Genomic DNA, 17,379 nt, shown 5'->3' with positions numbered 1-17,379 from the left:
TGGTCCTCAGCGTGGCAGTACGGCCATGGCTCGCTCGCCGGCCACAACAGTGGCCCCCCGATCGAACTGTCGTGCGCCGATGGTGTTCCCGGACGGGGGTGCAACCGAGTCGCGGTGCGGGCCAGTGGCGCCAGCTCAGGAAAGACGGCCACGAGATCGACCGGACGTGGCGGCGTAGTGCGAGTCATACAACAACCTCTGGAGGAACGCGGAAACGTTCGATTTCGATGATGGATAGAACCGGCGCGGTCTCGTCCCGAGGCTAGGGGTCCGGGCCTCGATCAACTTCCCATCATTGGGTATCCGCCAGTGCATGGCCTCGGGAGCACGACATCTCGACATGAACTGACATGGCTCCCCTTTATGTCAAGAGGCAGTTGGGAGTTCGCCGTTAGACTGTATGGCGGTAGGTCCGGGCCGCCGCTGATCGGCGAGCATCCGCTGGTAGACGACGTTGGACAGACGCCGTTTGAGTGCCCGCATCGCCTCCATGGAGGTCTTCCCGGCGGCCTTCTTGCTGTCATAATAGCCCCTGCCTGCCGTCGGGTGACGCAGTTGGACCACGGCCATGGTGTGCAGGACGTGGTTGATCTTGCGGTTGCCGGCTCGGGAGAGCCGGTGTCGTTGCTGCTGGCCGGAGGAGGCATCCAAGGGTGCGGTGCCGTTCCAGGAAGCGAACCGGTCCCGGGACACGAAACGGTGGACGTTGTCGGTGTCGGCGAGAAGCCGTGCCGCACCGCAGGGTCCGATGCCGTTCAGATCCATCAGAGTCGACCCGCGTGCGAGAACCAGTTGCTTGAGTTCTTGTCCGCAGCTTTTGTTTTCCGGTCGACGACCTCGAGATCGTCGATCAGCTCGTTCACCAGCCGTAAACGAACCCGGGCCGCGGCATCGCCGGGTTCAACGGTCTCGGCCAGGGCGCGGGCCTGCATGGCCGACAGAAACCTCTTGGCACCTCCGGGCACCAGTTCCAGCAGCAGCCGGTGAATACGGTTCAACAGTTCGGTGCGGGCACGTCGATGACGGTTTCCCCGTCGGCCACGAGCCGGTGCGCCACATGCCGTCCGACACCGTTGCAACCCTCGATCGCCCATACCCGTTGCGGGAATCGTTGTGCGGCGACGAGCATTTCACTGTATCCGGCGGTGTCGGTGCCGTAACGCCCGGTCGCGAGGATCTTCGCGTCGGAGTCGATGATTTCGATGGTGGCCGAGCGTTTGTGCGGGTCAATGCCGATGATGACCGACATCGGTATCCTTCCAGATCGACGGATCGGTATCCGTGCAGGAAGGCACCGCTACTTCGAGCCTGGTCAGACCCCTTTCCAGCCACGCCCGCACGGTAACCCGATGGGACGCAAGCCATTAGCGAGCCACACCGACGACGCTGGTGGTCAGCCGCTTAGAGAGCCTCCCACCGGGTACCTGGGACTGATCCTGGCCGGGATCGAGCCCTACCACCAGTCTTAAGTAGCCGCTTACAGATCGGGTTCTCCTGGTCGTGGCGGGGTGGTCAGCGCTGGAGTGCGGGACTGTAAAGACTCTTTACACGCTGTCCGGCGGGGTTGGCCGCGCGCCCGTAGTCGGTAGCCGAGAACATCGCCGTACGCGTCGAACACTCGTTTGCCCAAAACTGCGAAAGTGAAGTGACAACCCGTGCGATCGTTCATCCGTTTCGGATGACTCCGCCCCCGCTCTACTCCCAGTTCGCGGTGTCCGGGTCGATGTCGTGGGCGCGCGCGCTGGCGTCGATGATTCGACGGAACCACGTGGCAAGGCCTGCGCGGATGCCGTCGTAGTGGGCGGCGAATCCCGGGTCAGCCTCGTACCTGCGGCCGAGACAGACCTGCATCTGCCTGGTGAGTGGAAAGTACGAAGCGAAGACTTCGCGGTGCCGCTCGACGAGCTGATTCGCTTCTGGGCTCCCCGGTGTGACCCCGGCTTCCATCGCATCCCCGAGGGCACGGTCGAGGTCGGCCATGGCGTCGGCGATGGCCTGCCATTCCTCCGGACCGCGAGAGGCTGCGCGTTCGGCGTACTGCTGCCATTGCGTCGTGTCTCCGTACCGCTGACGGGCTTGGGCGGGCCAGTCCGGGTCCCACTGGGGGCCGAAGATCGCGGCCTGCTGCTCCACGGTCAGCAGCAGGCCGCGCTCGTGGGCGTCGATCATCCGATCCAGTCCGGCGCCGAGTTGCTGGAGCCGGTCGATCCGTTCGGCGATCTGGATGCGCTGCGCGCGCAATGCGCCGGGCACGTCTGCGGCCGAATCGTCCAAGATGGCCCGGATCCTGTCCAGGCCGAGACCGAGCTCACGGTAGACGACGATGCGGTGCAGGCGTTCCAGATCACCTGCGGCGTAGAGCCGATATCCGGCGACGGTGCGCAGCGACGGGCGCGCCAGACCGATCTCATCCCAGTGGTGTAGCGCGCGGACCGTCACGCCCAGACGCGTCGAGACCTGACCGACAGTCAGGCCATCGGCGTCAGTGGCATCAGGCATGCTCAACATTGTCGCCGCGACCGACACCCGGTGGGGTGATCCCGACGGCCTCGAGATTCCGCGCCTCCTGGCTGGCCGGATCGAAGGGCTTCGCCGCGGTGAAAACGATCCGCGCGTTCTCGGGGGTGATCACCTCCACGTCACGGGTGTTCCACGGGGTATCCCGTGGACCGTCGACCGAGTTCGGGCGCAACGCACGACAGTTCTCAACAAGGGAATCGACCTGGCTGAGCACGCACGCGAAACTGAAGCTCACCGCCGGCGCCTGCTCCGGAACGCTCCCCGCCGGGACGAGGAGTACGTCCTGAAAGGCCCACCGGCGCAGATGCACAACTCTGCCGGGAATGCTGAACAGCTCGAAGAACCCGAGCCCACGAATCCAGAAATCCACCGACGCCGCCAAATCGCTCGTGGGGATAGTCACGAACGCGGGCATTCCATAAATGCCACGAAACGGCTCCGGCGGGACCGCGTCCGGGCCGGGATCGGGCACGGGACTGATCTCGAACGCGTTGTAGTAATCACTCATGCACCCCACCTTCCGGCCTCACGCTGCGTGACGGTCAAGCCGCAGGGCAGAGACATCGCGCTCGAGCTGGGGGCATGGTGGCCTTGTCCTTCGTCAGCCCATGCGGCGGTAGGGCCGAGACTCCGACTGCGGATGAATGGATAGTGCAGGTGTCAGCCGGGCGCCCCACCGGGTACGGGGTCCGGCTGTCGAATTACACAGTCGTCGAAGCCGCCGCTGTCGGGAGCGTCGAGTTCACCGGACGCGTCGAGTCGCTCGGCCCCGAGACCAGGACCGCTGTCGTCGTCATCGTCGCGAAGTCCCAGGACGCGAGATCTTCGGCCTGGCCACGACGGATGTGCGTCTCGCGTAGACGACACAGGCTTACGCCGATCGCCGACCGAGAGACTGCACGAGGGGCCATGAGGCTCAGTTATCCGGGTGCGTAGAGTTCGGGCTCGAACAACGCTTTGGCGCCAGCACGGGTGTAGAGCTTCCGCTGCAAGGAACGCAGGATCGTGATCGCTTCGGCGTCGCGCATTCCGTTGACGATTTGGAATTCGACACCCGCACCGAATAAGTCGCTGCCGAAAGCCAGTTCGCTCAGAAACAGCACTCTGGCCGTCTCGACCTCGGCCAACATGGTTCCGTCGCGGACAGCACGCCGGAGCCTGGCGGTTTCGTCATCAAACCGATCACGATCGGCGAACCCCAGTGCGCGCACTGGGATCGGCGCGTTCGCCGAGACTCCCACCCAACTGGCAAGAGCCCCGTCCACGAAATCGCGTTCCGCGTGGGTCAGGCTCGACATATCGAATTCCAACAGTATTTCTCCTCGAGTTGTGGTCGCTAACTACCGGTCACCGCCAGGTTTTCCAGGAGGCGTCCCTCCGGTTCCGCCGGGGAGCCTGTCAGGGGCGAGTGACGGATCCGTGGCCTGGTTGGTGAGGCGGATGAACTCACCTAATGGGTCCTTCGGCCGGTACACGGTGCCGTGGTCAGTAGTGCTGGGATCGACGATGACGATGAACCCGTCGTAGTCGTCGGCAACGGTGACCGGAGCGACGACGTAGTGCTCGAAAATGGTCTTGATCTCCGACAGCGGGTACTGCATGTCGCGGGCAGCGCCTGCGCAGGCAGTACCGAGGTCGTAGAACGCCGTGGCGATCGTACGCATCTGGGTCTGCTCACGGTCGGCCTTGTCCTCGGCCGCGTGGCGGGCTTGTCCCCGCCATGCGAGGTCGTGGATCACGGTGTGCATCGAGTTGGAGGTCTTCAGGACCATGTCCGCGATCTGGTTGGACCTGTCCGCGATGCCAGCCAGCGCCGAAACGTCCCAGCTCAGGACCTCCCCCGGTGTAGGTGTCGCTTTAGTTGCCATCGTGGGAATCAGTCGGGATCAGATCGGTCACCGCAGCCAGTTGGGCGGCGGCTGCCATATCGTCGTCGCGGTAGGTACTCGCCGCATGTTCGAGAAGCTCTGAGAATCGAATAAATCTGGCTTTCAACGTCTCTCGCGCTCGAGATCCCAACGATGTCGTCTGCCCTAGGCTATGTCCGACTGCGGATCCATCCAACTTCCCGTCGACCTGATCGGCGCCCAAGGACGCAACTTCATCCATCTGTGCCGGCAACACAGCCAATGCTTGCGCCGCCGTCCGTAGGCTCTCCGGATTGACGTCGAACACAAGATCCCCCGCTTCAACTCGATCCTCGTCCGGCTCCACCCACCCTAGTTCACCGTGTCAGCTAGTCATCGCGAACCGCTGAACCCCCACACTTTTCTCGGACACAAGGAAGCTATTTCCGGGCCAGAGTTTTGATTCGCACGACTGGGACGACGACCACGCGCACCGCATCCTGGCCCGCTGCGCCGAAGCAGTCCGCCCCGACGGCCGGATCATGATCATCGAACCGGTCGGAGACCGCCACGCGGGCACCGAGTTCGACCTGGCCATGCTCGTGATCTTCGGCGGACGCGAACGCCGCATCGAGGAATTCCGCACGCTCGCCACGGCCCACGGCCTGACCCTCGACACGGTGGCCGACCTGACCGAACAGCGTTGCCTGCTGGAACTGCGCCTCGACCGATGATCCACGGCCCTGCTGACTCTTCGATGAGCTCTCCGGCGTGCATGTTGCCCGGAGTGACCGTGCGAGCTTCCTGTTCAGTACGTCCGCGACTGGGCCGACTTCTGGTTGGCTCGGCATGTCGTCTTCCACCGAATTCTCTTCGAGGGCCTTACCGGCCGCGGGCGTGAGCGCGATGCGGGGTGTGAGCGCGATCTGTCGGTTCCGGCCGTGCCGGAGGTCGGTCGATTGAGGCGGACGGTCGGTGACGGCCTTCCTCGTGGGAAGCCCACGATGCCTGGCTACTCGGCGCGGCGACTGGTGAAGTCGAAGGGTCCGCCGTCGATGCCCCAGGAGATGATTTGTTCGGGGTGAATTCGGATGATCGCGCGTTCCTGGGGAGGGAACGGTGGCTCCTCGTCATCGAGCGCCTCGGCGGTGCCGCGTACCTCGATGCCGCGAATCACGTATGGCTCCAAGGAAACCTGTTGGTCGATGACGAACGAGACCCGGCTGCCTGCCTCGACATTGCGGTACTTTCGACTGGCGCGCATCCGCATGCCCCCGATGTCGATCGTGCCGTCGGCGTTCACCCGATAGCTGGTCGGGTTGTTCTGCACGACGCCGTCGGGCGACACCGTGGCCAGCCGACCGATCCCGGCCTCGGCGAGGAATTGCTGTTCGTTGATGGTGAAGGTCATGTCGGTTACTCCTTGGTGGATTCGATATCAGATGTGTGCCCGGCGATCAGCTGTGAGTTGTCGGGCGCGGGAAGCGCAAGCTGTTGCCTGCCGCGTGCTCTGAGGTCAGAACAGGATCAGCGCTGCGCACAGTCCGGCGATGGCGACGAACTGCAGGGTGACCCGGTATTTCAGAATGCTGTCCCATTTGTCCTGCAGGGCACGGGCATTGGCCGGGATGATGCCGCTTCGCGCGGCGGCGGTCTGCTGGGAATTGATCGGCTTGGCGATGCGGACGTAGAAGGCCAGCCAGGTGAGCAGTGCCGCCACCGTGATCCCCGCCGCGACAGCGGCGCCGATCTGCCCGGCCCACAACGCGATCAGCAGCGTGAGTACCGCGCTGACCACACCGACCACGCCGACGACCGGCATGCGTCTGTCGCCGTAGTAGTGACCCCATCCCGCACTCATGGTCACGGTCGCGTCGTCGAGCTTGCGGTAGACCGATCGGGTGATCATGGCCACGGAGACATCGGTGCCATAGACGATGGCGTTCGAGACAACGGCGGCGGCGGCGATGATCTGGCCGGTGACGATGAGCATTCTCGGCTCGCTTTCCAAATTCTAGCTTCGTTAGGAACTGGAGCAACGGTAACATTCGCTCGCTATCTTGTCTAGCTTTGCTAGATTTCCGATCGCTACCGCAGGATCTCGCTCGGATCAGCAAGCCGCACATGCGTTTCCGACCGAGCGGACACCGTCGCCCGGCAAGCCCGTCACCTGACGCTGACAGGTCTTCGGTCCGCCGGATCCGCCGGTGGGACTGGGGCTCATTACCCTCCGGCACTCGTCGACCGGGTTGCGGGCAGCCCGACCGCGCCGGTCCCGGCCCTCGTCGACCGAGTTGCGGGCAGCCCGACCGCTTCGGGTTCGGCGATCGACGGCACCCGACAACCCCACCTCGACGCGGGCGATCCGACCAGCTGCCCGGTGACGCCGCCGCGGCTCGAGCGGCGGCATCACGGCCGCACACCGAGGCCACCCGTACAGACGCACCCCTCTGCCGCGTACCGCGCGATGCGATGGGGCGAAAAATGGCCGTTTCCGGCCTGACCTGGATTCGGCGCACCGGAAACAGGAAACCGCGGCTCGCCGAAACCGCGAATCGGTCACAAACCGCGTACGGAACTACGCGACGAAATCAGGGATGTAAGAGTCTCTGGCAGACAAGAGTTCTGGGAACGCCCGAGCCAGGGCAGAAATGACGACCCCAGATCGGTGCGCTCACTACGGCAGAGGTCTACCGGGTCCACTGGTCGATCAACACCGCCACACGGGCGTCCCGCTGAGCCGGTCGCAGACGTCCGCCGCGGTCCAGGGTCGCCAGGCCGTGCAGGGCGCTCCAACCGACCTCGGTGAAAGTCTCCGGATCGTGCTCGCCCGCGAACGGTGAGAAAGCGGCGAACATGACGGCGAACGCGTCCCGCAGCGGCTGCGAGGCATTCTCGCCGAACGCGAGGTTCACCTTCATCAGGAACATCGCGTCGTAGAGCGCGGGCCGCGCGGTCGCGAACTCGAGGTAGGACCGCGCCACCGCCGCCAACGCCGCGCGCGGCTCACCGCCCGCGGACTCCAACGCCGCGCGGCTCCACGCGGCCATCTCCGCGATACCCTCCTCGGCGACCGCCGTGACGATCTCATCCTTGCCCGCGAAATGCGAATACAGCACAGGCTGGCTGTATTCGATCCGTTCCGCCAACCTGCGCACAGTCACCGCGTCCCAGCCCTGCGACTCGGCCAACTCCCGAGCGGTGTCGATGATCAGCCGGTGCCGCTCGGCGCGCTCACGCTCTCGTCGCGTCTGGATCCCCATAGACCGACTGTAGCATTGCTTGACAATCTAGTGTCACTAGATTTGGTGTCAGCGGCACAACACGGGCGTCACCTGGACTTTCCACACCTCCTGCCGCCACGGCGAGTGTGGAGGCGGTGGTTCTCGTGGCTGTCCGCGTGGAGGGTCGGGACTGGGGCAAGCTGCTGTCAGCGATCCCGAGCGGCGAAACGGGGCGATCATCTACGACCTCACCGACTTGGGCGGGGTGCCGATCACGCGCTACCCGGATGCCAACGGCGTCGCCACGATCCGATGGACACCGCAATCCGCTGGCGCGCACACGCTGACGGCACAGGGATGCTCAGACTCTACGCAGACCGACACACCCGTTGAGATCATCGTCGAGGTGATCGGCGGATAGTCTGCCCCACGCAGGTTGCTATGCGCTCTTCCGTCGTGCACCGCTGGTTGATCGCCTTCCCGGTTGGCCACCAGCAGCGCCTTGTCGAGTTCCGGACGGAGGCGAGCTTGCCGGAAAGCTTGTCGAGGAAGATCTGTCTACAAGAAGAAACTACGGCTGAGCTGGCCGGACTTCGCTTGCCTTGCGATACTTTCCGTGTCCGCCTTCGCCGATGGACCATGTCACCGGCATGCCCGAGGTAATGAGTTGTTCGTCGCCTTTGTACTCCCACAGGCAGAACCACACGTCGCCGGAGTGGCTGGCAATGAGCCCGTCGGAATGGCGGGGCAGCCACCACCGGACCACACCGTCGAGGTCCGGATCGGGATCCTTCGCTGCCTCGGCCTGCCCGAACGGTGTCAAGCCGTCCTGTCCGCACCATCCGTCAAGGGTGGGCAGCAACGGCTGGTCACCACCCGCAGGGTCGGCGGGCCAGATCTTCCCGCTGCGGGACAGGACGTCGTCGTGGATATGCCAGGCGAGCTCGCATGCCACACCGCTCGGCGTGAACTCGCCGGGGCTGGTGCCGACGAAGACGTTCAGTGCCGGAACGCTGAACTCGATCCACCAGGCCGGTGCAAAAGACATCCGGCGCCGATGCTCGGGGATCCTTTCGTCGATGTGTACCTCGAAGCCGAGAGCCGACTCGATGTCGGCCGCCAGCAGCTCGGCGCCGGCTCTCGACATCTCCTGATCCACGCCCTTATCTTCCCGCATCTCGGGGGCTGTTCGCCGTGTTGGTCATCGCGGCGGCTCTTGTCGGCCCGCCGCAGCGGCACAACCGGGTACCACGATGCCGATTTCCCCGACGCCGACAACATCGACTACGTCCGCGGTCCCTACATCGCCGGTGACCGGGCCGAGCCAGCCGGATAGCCTGCCGCACGCAGGTTGCTATGAGCCCTTCCGTCGTGCACAGCGGGAGGGCTCGTACAGTGCGGCCGGGTCCGCGGGCGACCGGCCGTGTCGAGTCGGCCGCTCTCTCACCTGCCCTGGTTGGCGACAAACCCCTGTACGGCATCGAGGAACTCCGGGCCGCCCATGGCGTATCCGCCGATGGTTCCACCGATCAGCGCACCGATGGGGATGCTGACTCCCCAGACCAGGATCACGCACGCCCCGAGGAGACCGCCCACGATGGCACCGGCGACGACGCCGGGCAGGTTCTTGTTGATCTGCTCCTTGAGCCGGTCGTAGGAGCTGATGTCCTTCAGCTGCGCGGTATCTTCTGCGGTCGGTGTCGAGGTCAGGGTGCGGCCGTCCGCGCCGATGTGCTGCGCGATCGCGATCGAATGCCCGTCGACGTCGTACTGTTGCGGCACTTCGGTCACTGCCGCTCCGTCGCCGGACTCGAGCACCACCGCACCGTTCTGTGCGATCTCGAACCTGCCGTTCTCGACGGTAGTGGTAACGACGCCGTCGACTGGCGAAACAGTGATCTCGTAGGGGATTCCGTGATCCACACCGGAAGTCGTGTACCCCGCAGTCGGCTGCTCCGTTATGGCCGGTTCCGCATGGGCGGTCGCCGCGGTGATACCCACGGCCGAGACGGCCAGGAAAACGGCAGCGGTGATCTTCTCGAACTTCATTCTTCGAATCCCTCCACTCAGCTGCCCCCGATGGGCGGACCGAGTCAGACCTTAGGCCCCGGATTCAATGGTGTGTGGTAAGCCACACCCAGTTCGAAGTCACACCACTTCGAGACAGAACCTAACCGCGATAAATCTCGACGTAAGCGTTGGTCGCCACCGCCACCACACCGGGACCCATTCCCGTGCATCCCGTGGTGACGCGCTGGCCGCTCGGCGTGAAGGGGTAGCTGAGCGCTTGATAGGAGCCGACACCATACTGCGGGAACGGCCCGCTGGCGTAGAGGCCGAAGCAGTCGACGTGCAAGACGTAGTTGCTTCCTCCGTCGGGTTGGCAAGTCGTCGACGCACCGAAAAGGTCTCGCTCGACGACGCAATCCTGCGGCGCCGCTTGGGCGGTCCCGGAACCGACAATTGCGACGAATGCCAAACCCGAAACACCGGCCGCCGCGACGCGTACAGCGGTAGTCAACACTTTCTTCATAGAATCTCCTCCTGTTCAGGGTTCTCTTCGGCCGTCAGCGGCTGGATGTTACGACTGGCAGATCTGAAACCGACAGAGAGTGTGGACAATTCGGTGTCCGATACGAAACGTCCGTTCCTGGTGGTGACGGCTTACCTCGGAGCCCTTGAAGAGATAAGTGCTCCGCACAGGTAGCAGCGCGACTGCTTGCGGCGCCGGTTCGTGTACGACCGACGCCGAGGAATCCGTCGTGAGGTTGCCGCGAACCCGCCGGGACGAGAGTCGCGGCAATACACTGCACGCATGCGACGACCGCGCGCCATGGTGCTCGATGAGGTGTGGCGCAGGCTCGAGGGTGTCGAACCGCTCAGCGGCCCGCACGGGGGTCCGCTGCGCCGGACGGTGAAGCTCGTGCTCGACCCGTTGGTGATCCGGCCCGTGCAGCATCCGTTGTGCGCGGGGCCGATCCTGACGGCGGATGGCGCGGTGTTGTTGGAGGCGCGCATTCAGGCGGCGGCCGATGTACTGCGTGCGACGGCGGCCTGGTTCACGGTGCTCAAGCAGGTGCGGCGGACGCTGCGGATCACCGAGGGGCACCCGCAGGATCTGTATTTCCAGCGCTGTTTCGAGCTGGCGACCACCTCGGGTATGCCGGATCCGGCGCGGGCGCGCGGAGTCGCGGAGGACGCACTGCGCGAGATCCACGAGTACACCGCCGGACGCACCACGCAAGCGCTGAAGGAATACCTCACCGACCGCGAGCGGGAACGGGAGCTGGCCGGTCTGCTCGAGCTGGCCTGGCGGCGGCGTCCGCTCACCGGCCCGCCGGGCGGTGACCACGACGCGGAGGTGGACGAGCTGCTGGAAGCCTGTGCGGCTGCACGACTCGGTGAGGACGCCGACGGACAGGAGACCCTGGACCGGCTGATCGCCGCCCATGCGGGTACGCACGCGGGGATCCGGCTGTGGCAGGACGCGTCCGCTCAGGAACTCGGGTTGACCACGCATCCGGTGCCGCCTCGCCCCGCGATCGGTTCTTCGGCCTCGAAATCGACCCTCGGGCTCCCGTTCGATCGCACCGTGTACGAGCGGGTGTTCACCGTGCTCCAGGCATCCACCGAGCGCGCGGAGCTGCCGCCGATCCCCGAGCTGGTCGACGCCGAGATCGCGCGGAGTTGTGCACCGTGGGCGCTGCTGGACGAGTCGCTGCGCGTAACAGCGACGGCGGGGACCGCGCTGGCGACCGGTTTGGCGCCCATCGAGCACCGTCGTGAACAGTCGACGGGCCGACCGCGGCTACGTCTAGCCGAAACAGCGACGGAAACAACGCAATCCACGGCGCATCAGGTGGTGAACAGCCGCTGGCAGCGGGAAGCATACGTGTTGCAGGCGCGGCGGCTGGTGGTGTCCGCCGAGCGGCCCACCGGTCCGCTGGCCGCCATCGCCGCCGAGCTGATCACGCCGTGGCAGCCGTACCTGCGGCGCTTGTGGGTCCGCTTGCACGGCAGAGATGTCCGAGAGTTCGCCGTTTACGATCCGGACGAGCTGTGGGATCTGCTCGACGGTGTGGCGCGTTCGGTGATCCTGGACCATCGCACGCGGGTCAAGCGGGCGCTGAGCGTGCGGGCGAGCGTGGGTGAGCCGGACGCGGCGGAAACGAAGGCGAGCTGATGACGACCGTACGCATCCGCCGCCGCGACGGCCTGTGGATCATCGCGCCGGACGACGCTCCGACCGTCGTGGACGGCGCGGCCGGGGTGGACGTGCTCGTGCTCGAGGTGGCGGGCGGGCATCTGACGTGGAGCCTGCTCAGCGGGCAGACGACCCCGGCGGCGGTGCTCGACGACCTCGACCTCGCACAGGAGTGGATCTGGGCGGTGTACGGCCCAGAGGTGGCCATCGCTCTCGACGAAACGAGCGGCAGTGAAGGGGAATACACGGCCGAGCCCGCACTGCCCGACCTCGCCGCGCATGCCTGGCGGCTCGGCTACGCCCGCTGGGCGGCACGCTGGTGGCCCGCGTCGACTCTGGACGGCATCGCCCCGCTGGACGAAGACCTGCTGGAAGACGAGATAGCCACGCTGAGCGAGGAATGCGATCTGATCGTCGACGGCGCCGACGCGACTCCCGAAGACCGCACGGCCGCACGGGCACTCGGCCGCGCGGAGGATTACGCGCTCGCCGCCGGACCGGCCACCATCGTCGCGCCCGGCGCTCTCGTCCTGGCCAGGGGCAGCGCGGGCTGGGACTGGCATCGCTGCCCGCCGGGCCTGCTCGACGCCTCGGAGCGCGCCGTGTCCTGGGAAGTGGTGCGCGCGGCGGGGACCACGATAGTGCGGGTGAGCGCGGTCGCCGCCCCACTTTCGCCAACGGACATACCGCCGCACCTGCACCCTAGGGCCGTAATTCGCACTCAGTCAGACGCCGCCGACGTGCCGCTGATCCGCGACGGCGAGCTCTGGCGGGCCGAGAGCACGGCCCCGGCCGGAGCGGAAGCGGGCGTGACCGTGCACATCTACGTCCCGGGCGTCGGCGTGGACGAACAGGAGCCGGACGCGGCGACGCGCCGAGCTCGGATTCGCGACCTGGTCACGACGCGGCTGCACCGCGCGGACGAAGCATCCGGCAACCCCGCCGACTCGCTCCTGCTGGCGGAAATCGCGGCTGCCGCATCGGATTCGGACTTCTGATATGGCCGAGGCGACTCCGGACGACGGCCGGGAACTGCTCGCCGCTGGCGCCGCCGCATACACCCGCGGCGACCCCGCCGAGGCGAAACGCCTGTTCGAGGACGCCGCTGAACGAACAACCGGCGATATCCGGCTCGGCGCGATCATCAACGCCGCGAGCATGGCCGACGAACTCGGCGACCACGCCGCCTCGCTCGCCCTCTACCGCTCGGCGTTGGCCGAGATGCCCGAACACGCACCGCGATTGCGCCCGAATGCCCTGGTCAACATGTCGCAAGCGCTCCAGCATCTGGGCGATCTCGACGCGGCGCAAGCGGCGCTGGAGCAAGCACGCGCCTTGCTCGCCGACAACACCGACACCGATCTCGGCGTGCTGCGCGTGGCCTGCCTGCTCTCCCTGACCGCCGTCGCACTGCACCGGCAGAACTGGGCCTACGCCGCCGAGATCGCCACCGAATCACTCGACGCGGCACAGCGTTTCGCGCCGCAACTGGCGGGTCACCCGCTGATGAATCTCGCCGCCACCTACTTCGAGACCGGACGCCGCGACCTGGCCGTCGATTTCACGCGGCAAGCGCTCGCCGCGTTCGAGTCCGCGGGCGACCGCAACGCGGTCGCCGAGACCGAACAGAATCTCGCCACCATGCTCGTCCGCCTCGAGCGGTACGACGAGGCCGAGGCGCCGCTGCGATCCAGTCAGGCCTATTTCGAGCAGGCCGGGCTGGGGTATCGGGCCGGGGTCGGACTCAAGACCATGGGATTTCTCGCCGAGGGCCGCGGCGATCTGGCGGACGCCCAGGATCTCTACGGGCGGAGCCTCTCGTATTTCGTCACGTCTAGCGCCGTACTGGATGCCGCCGACCTGCGCATTCGTTCCGCCACCGTGGCGTTCAAGTCCGGGCGGGTCGCAGAGTGCGAGGAATTGCTCGCCGCCGCGTTCGCGGTCTATGCCGAGCGTGGCCTAGGCCTGCACTGCGCCCAGCTCGATTTCTGGCACGCGACGCTGCTGGAAGGCGCGATCGACGCGTCCGAGTCGCCGCCCGCGGAGTTGCTCGGGCGCGCTGTGGGGATCGCCGTTCCCGCCGCCTTGGCCATCGACGCCGTGCGCCACACCTTGCCGAACGGCACTCAGCGCGAGCAGTGGAACCGGCAGATCGCCGACCCCGCGATGCGGCTTGCGTTCCGCTTCGCCTACCTTTCCGGCAACGGTGTCCTCGTCGCCGACTTGGTCGAAACACAGTGCGCTGGGACAGTTTTGGCGCTCGATCGCACCGAACGGGCGACTCCCACACGGCTTCCGCTAGATCTGCTCGACCCGCCGGAGGACTTCACCGATCATCCCGGCAACGCCGCCCTGCAACTGGGCGCCGCCTTGGCAGAGGTCGCGGCCGGAGCGGGTCTGCCGGTCGCTCCGCCACCGCGCCTGGCACTTGCCGCGGAAGGCCGAATCGCGCTCGCGCCGTTCATCGCCGCCGCCGAACAGCGCTACGGCCGGGTGATCCGCGACGATCGGGTGCTGACGGTATGACGCGACCGACGGTGCTGGTCCGCATGGCGGACGCGGGAGACATCTACGTGTCGTGGCGATGGGTCGACGACAGCGCGCCTCGCGGCGCGGGAGTGCTCCCGGAGGACGCGGCGATGCGGGCGGTCGGACTGCTCGCCGACGCGCTGCCGCGTCCCGCCGAGCCCGGCGGTCTCGAGCAGGCGCTCACCACCGGCGCGTTCGCCGACTACGAACGGGAATATGCCGTCGCACAGGCGCTTTCGCGAGCACTTTTGCCTTATGGCCTGGCCGCACAGCTCTACGAGCTGTGGCAGCGCGGCGTGCGCCCGCACATCCGGCTGCAACCGTCACCGCGTGTCGCCCAGGTGCCGTGGGAACTCGTCGCGCCGGATCGCGACGTCCGGCTGATCGACATCGCCGACGTCAGCCTGCTCGCGCCTGCCGGCGTCGCGCAAGCGCCCGGACGGGTCGCCCGCACCTGGACCGAGACCGCCGCGCGGCCGGTCGTCGCGGTGCTGGATCCGCGCGTTCCCGGCTTCCGCGCCGATTCGACGCTCGGCTCGGTGCTGGGCCGGATGACCGCTGAAGCCCCGCTCGCACAACGAATGGCGATGTACACCGCGAACGACCGCTTGCGCCCCGCGGTAGCGAACCCGGTCGAGACCTTCCGGCGCACGGATATCGATCGCGACTGGCTCGGCTCCGTCCTGCGCGCGGGCGCGAGCCGCTTGCTCTACGTCGGACACGTCACCGCCGCCGCGCCCGGATCGGGCCGCAGTGAGGACGCCGAACTGCATCTCGCCTGCACCGCCGATGCCGTCGGCTTCGCGGAACCGTCCCGCACCCACCGGCCGCTCTCGGCCAAAGACCTCCTGCTCGGAACGCATACCATCGAATCGGAACCTGTTGCCGGACAACGACTGTGGCCGATCCCGAGCCGGGTCGCGCTGATCGCCTGTGAGAGCGGCGGCGACCTGCGGTTCAGCGAAGCGCTCGGCTTGACCGCCGCGATGATCACCGGCGGCGCGGAACTGGTCACCGCCAGCCGGTGGCCGCTGCCCACGGATTTCGCCTTTCAGCGCGTCGCGGGCGCACCGGCGCAGGTCCACCCGCTCCAGGAGACGATCTGCGCCATCGACGAGGCGCACGAGCGACCCGACCCCGTGACCGCCATCGCCGAATGGCAGCGCGACCGTCTCAGCGCATGGCGCGACATCGGCCGGATCGAGCATTCCCCGGTGCTCTGGGCGGCCTTCGCCACCGTGTGCGCCTAACTCGGGCAAACCATCCCGCGCGGTCTCCATATACCGGTCTACGTGCAGCGATGCCGCGGGAAACGCGCGAGAATGGGTAACGCAACTAGTGCGCAAACCGACACTCAGCTTCGAACGTGTGGATAAGCTCGAACGCCGTCACCCATCACGATTCGCGACCAGGAGAACCAGCAACACCAGTTGGATGACCGCCTCGACCGGCCTCTGAGGAGCCCACCAATGCGCTACTACGCCGTCTACGACAACGACGGAAACCTCGCCACCATCCTCGGGCAACCCGACGACGCGCCGCCGCTGCGCCCCGCCGCCTTCCACCGGGGCCAACGGCTCACGGAGCTGGCTCTACCGGAAGGGGCCGTTGACCCCACCGACCCCGACAATCTGACCGCCCTGCTCGACCTGGTCGCCGACCGGCGAGTCGACGCGGCCGACACGCGCGCCCGCCGCTAGTCCGGTGCTCGTCACGCCCGCGTGAGGGCGACCACCGGGATGACCCGGGACGTCTGCATCTCGTGTTCGGCGAAGAACGGATAGGCGTTCTTCAGCATCGCCCAGGTGCGGGCACGGTCGTCGCCGGTCAACGGGGCGGCCAGCGCCGGATAGCTCTCCTCGCCCACTTCGACGGTGACGCGCGGGTTCTCCCGCAGGTTCACGTACCAGTCGGGATGTTTCGGCGCACCGATGTTGGAAGCGACGACGAGCAGGCGGTCGCCGTCGTGGTGGAACATCAGCGGGGTGGTGTACGGGGCGCCGGTTCTGCGGCCGATCGTGGTCAGCAAGATCAGACGGTCGCGTTGCATGCCCTCGATCTCGCCGCCCGCTCGGAACTGGGCGATGGTTCGCCGATTGACTTCCTTGACGTCCACGGTTCACCTCCCTTGCTTGTCGGTGGACGAGACTCAGCTTTCCCTCCGTCCGCACACCGTGTGCGGGGAACGGCGGGATGAACAGCGCCGCCGAGGCATTCACCCGCGATGGGCGAGCAGGTGCTGGATCAGCAGGCGGGTCAGCGCCTCGGGCGCCTCTTCCGGAACCCAGTGCGAGACGTCCTCGAGCATCTCGAATCGGTACGGGCCGGAGACGTACTTTCCGGTCGCCAGCGCCGCGGTGGAGCCGAAGGTCGCGTCCTCGGTGCCCCATACGTACAAGGTGGGAACGCACACCGGGCCGGTCGGACCGGCGAGGTCCATGGCGCGATACCAGTTCAACGCGGCGGTGAGCGCGCCGGGCCGCGACAACCGGCCCACGTAATCCTCGACGCGTTCCTCCGGGATCTTCCACTCGAAGATCCGGCGCAGCGCGGCGGCGTCGTCGGCGAGCAGAGCCCGCTCCGCGGTGCGCGGCTGCCGAAGGGCGATCACATGGTGGGACCGCAACGCTTGATCCTCGTCCTCGGCTATCGCCTGCTGGAGCGCGGAAGGATGCGGATGCGACACCGCGCTGAACGTGCGGACGCGCTCCGGCAGCCCCGCCGCCACTGCCCATCCGACCCGCGCGCCGCAGCCGTGGCCGATCAGGTCGAAGCGCTCCCACCCCAGCGCGTCGGCTATCGCGACCACGTCGCCGACCAGTTCCTCGAGCCGATAGTCGGCGGCTCGCTCCGGCCGCACTCCCGGCGAGTACCCGCGCTGGTCGGGCGCGACGACGCGGCACCCGCCGCCGCCGAGCACGCGGAGCTGGAACTCCCACTCCCGTGCGCATTGGGGGAACTCGTGCAGCAACAGCACTTCCCGTCCGCCGGGAGCGCCGGCGGCCAGTACGTCGAAGGTTCCCGCCCCGGTACGAATCTCGAGTTCTTCGATCAC

The 17,379-nt window shown here is 66.8% G+C and carries 21 protein-coding genes and 1 pseudogene; 6 read left to right on the top strand and 16 right to left on the bottom strand.

Annotation, left to right across the window (positions count from 1 at the left end; all coding sequences use genetic code 11):
- Nucleotides 1-366: 366 nt before the first annotated feature.
- The 8 genes from ACIHAX_RS06630 to ACIHAX_RS06595 form a co-directional block, all read right to left on the bottom strand.
- Entirely contained in the window at nt 367-765 is a 399-nt protein-coding gene (locus tag ACIHAX_RS06630) for a transposase (protein ID WP_397276172.1), read from the bottom strand.
- Nucleotides 765-998 (bottom strand): hypothetical protein, encoded by a 234-nt coding sequence (locus tag ACIHAX_RS06625; RefSeq protein ID WP_397276170.1) that lies wholly within the window; start codon nt 996-998, stop codon nt 765-767. The genes ACIHAX_RS06630 and ACIHAX_RS06625 overlap by 1 nt, the downstream gene beginning before the upstream one ends.
- Nucleotides 995-1,249 (bottom strand): hypothetical protein, encoded by a 255-nt coding sequence (locus ACIHAX_RS06620; protein WP_397276168.1) that lies wholly within the window; start codon nt 1,247-1,249, stop codon nt 995-997. Before ACIHAX_RS06620 ends, ACIHAX_RS06625 begins: the two co-directional genes overlap by 4 nt.
- 446 nt (nt 1,250-1,695) lie before the next feature.
- The gene (locus tag ACIHAX_RS06615; protein ID WP_397276166.1) at nt 1,696-2,499 is read right to left on the bottom strand and encodes a MerR family transcriptional regulator; all 804 of its coding nucleotides are present in this window, start codon (nt 2,497-2,499) and stop codon (nt 1,696-1,698) included.
- On the bottom strand, nt 2,492-3,028 hold the full coding sequence (locus ACIHAX_RS06610) for a VOC family protein (RefSeq protein WP_364424800.1): 537 nt from the start codon (nt 3,026-3,028) through the stop codon (nt 2,492-2,494). Before ACIHAX_RS06610 ends, ACIHAX_RS06615 begins: the two co-directional genes overlap by 8 nt.
- 412 nt (nt 3,029-3,440) lie before the next feature.
- Entirely contained in the window at nt 3,441-3,830 is a 390-nt protein-coding gene (locus ACIHAX_RS06605) for a hypothetical protein (protein WP_397276163.1), read from the bottom strand.
- 30 nt (nt 3,831-3,860) lie between these two features.
- Nucleotides 3,861-4,388 (bottom strand): hypothetical protein, encoded by a 528-nt coding sequence (locus ACIHAX_RS06600; protein WP_397276161.1) that lies wholly within the window; start codon nt 4,386-4,388, stop codon nt 3,861-3,863.
- A complete protein-coding gene (locus tag ACIHAX_RS06595; protein WP_397276159.1) occupies nt 4,378-4,734 on the bottom strand; it encodes a hypothetical protein in 357 nt (118 codons plus the stop codon). Before ACIHAX_RS06595 ends, ACIHAX_RS06600 begins: the two co-directional genes overlap by 11 nt.
- Before the next feature lie 112 nt (nt 4,735-4,846).
- On the opposite strand from ACIHAX_RS06595, the pseudogene ACIHAX_RS06590 reads away from it, so the two are divergent.
- Nucleotides 4,847-5,101 (top strand): annotated as a pseudogene (locus ACIHAX_RS06590) (methyltransferase); the annotation flags it as partial.
- A 278-nt stretch (nt 5,102-5,379) separates the two neighbouring features.
- On the opposite strand, the gene ACIHAX_RS06585 reads toward ACIHAX_RS06590, so the two are convergent.
- The 6 genes from ACIHAX_RS06585 to ACIHAX_RS06560 form a co-directional block, all read right to left on the bottom strand.
- Entirely contained in the window at nt 5,380-5,778 is a 399-nt protein-coding gene (locus ACIHAX_RS06585; protein WP_364424801.1) for a PPOX class F420-dependent oxidoreductase, read from the bottom strand.
- Nucleotides 5,779-5,883: 105 nt separating this feature from the next.
- Nucleotides 5,884-6,360 (bottom strand): DUF1772 domain-containing protein, encoded by a 477-nt coding sequence (locus ACIHAX_RS06580; protein WP_355071238.1) that lies wholly within the window; start codon nt 6,358-6,360, stop codon nt 5,884-5,886.
- A gap of 697 nt (nt 6,361-7,057) precedes the next feature.
- The gene (locus tag ACIHAX_RS06575; RefSeq protein WP_355071236.1) at nt 7,058-7,630 is read right to left on the bottom strand and encodes a TetR/AcrR family transcriptional regulator; all 573 of its coding nucleotides are present in this window, start codon (nt 7,628-7,630) and stop codon (nt 7,058-7,060) included.
- A 532-nt stretch (nt 7,631-8,162) separates the two neighbouring features.
- Complete coding sequence (locus tag ACIHAX_RS06570) at nt 8,163-8,738, bottom strand: hypothetical protein (RefSeq protein WP_397276156.1); 576 nt, start codon at nt 8,736-8,738, stop codon at nt 8,163-8,165.
- Between the two features lie 296 nt (nt 8,739-9,034).
- Nucleotides 9,035-9,640: a hypothetical protein gene (locus ACIHAX_RS06565; protein ID WP_397276154.1), complete on the bottom strand. Its 606-nt coding sequence runs from the start codon at nt 9,638-9,640 to the stop codon at nt 9,035-9,037.
- 121 nt (nt 9,641-9,761) lie between these two features.
- Entirely contained in the window at nt 9,762-10,124 is a 363-nt protein-coding gene (locus ACIHAX_RS06560) for a hypothetical protein (RefSeq protein ID WP_355071230.1), read from the bottom strand.
- A gap of 300 nt (nt 10,125-10,424) precedes the next feature.
- Here ACIHAX_RS06560 and ACIHAX_RS06555 point away from each other — a divergent pair, with 300 nt between their 5' ends.
- From ACIHAX_RS06555 to ACIHAX_RS06535, 5 genes are all read left to right on the top strand, one after another.
- Entirely contained in the window at nt 10,425-11,774 is a 1,350-nt protein-coding gene (locus tag ACIHAX_RS06555) for a hypothetical protein (RefSeq protein ID WP_364424875.1), read from the top strand.
- Nucleotides 11,774-12,793 carry a hypothetical protein gene (locus ACIHAX_RS06550; protein WP_397276152.1) on the top strand — a complete coding sequence of 340 codons (1,020 nt, stop codon included), beginning with the start codon at nt 11,774-11,776 and terminating at the stop codon, nt 12,791-12,793. Before ACIHAX_RS06555 ends, ACIHAX_RS06550 begins: the two co-directional genes overlap by 1 nt.
- 1 nt (nt 12,794) lies before the next feature.
- Complete coding sequence (locus tag ACIHAX_RS06545; protein ID WP_397276150.1) at nt 12,795-14,321, top strand: tetratricopeptide repeat protein; 1,527 nt, start codon at nt 12,795-12,797, stop codon at nt 14,319-14,321.
- A complete protein-coding gene (locus ACIHAX_RS06540; protein WP_397276148.1) occupies nt 14,318-15,574 on the top strand; it encodes a CHAT domain-containing protein in 1,257 nt (418 codons plus the stop codon). The genes ACIHAX_RS06545 and ACIHAX_RS06540 overlap by 4 nt, the downstream gene beginning before the upstream one ends.
- A gap of 219 nt (nt 15,575-15,793) precedes the next feature.
- Nucleotides 15,794-16,024, top strand: a complete 231-nt coding sequence (locus ACIHAX_RS06535) for a hypothetical protein (protein WP_355071223.1) — start codon at nt 15,794-15,796, stop codon at nt 16,022-16,024.
- Between the two features lie 11 nt (nt 16,025-16,035).
- Here the strand turns inward: ACIHAX_RS06535 and ACIHAX_RS06530 are convergent, their stop codons facing one another.
- Complete coding sequence (locus tag ACIHAX_RS06530; protein WP_356963070.1) at nt 16,036-16,440, bottom strand: nitroreductase family deazaflavin-dependent oxidoreductase; 405 nt, start codon at nt 16,438-16,440, stop codon at nt 16,036-16,038.
- A 99-nt stretch (nt 16,441-16,539) separates the two neighbouring features.
- Nucleotides 16,540-17,379: an alpha/beta fold hydrolase gene (locus ACIHAX_RS06525; protein ID WP_397276145.1), complete on the bottom strand. Its 840-nt coding sequence runs from the start codon at nt 17,377-17,379 to the stop codon at nt 16,540-16,542.

The sequence above is a fragment of the Nocardia sp. NPDC051929 genome, assembly GCF_044548645.1.
Taxonomy (GTDB): domain Bacteria; phylum Actinomycetota; class Actinomycetes; order Mycobacteriales; family Mycobacteriaceae; genus Nocardia; species Nocardia sichangensis.
Note: the sequence above shows the minus strand (reverse complement) of the source record. Positions and strands in the feature narration are given on the sequence as shown.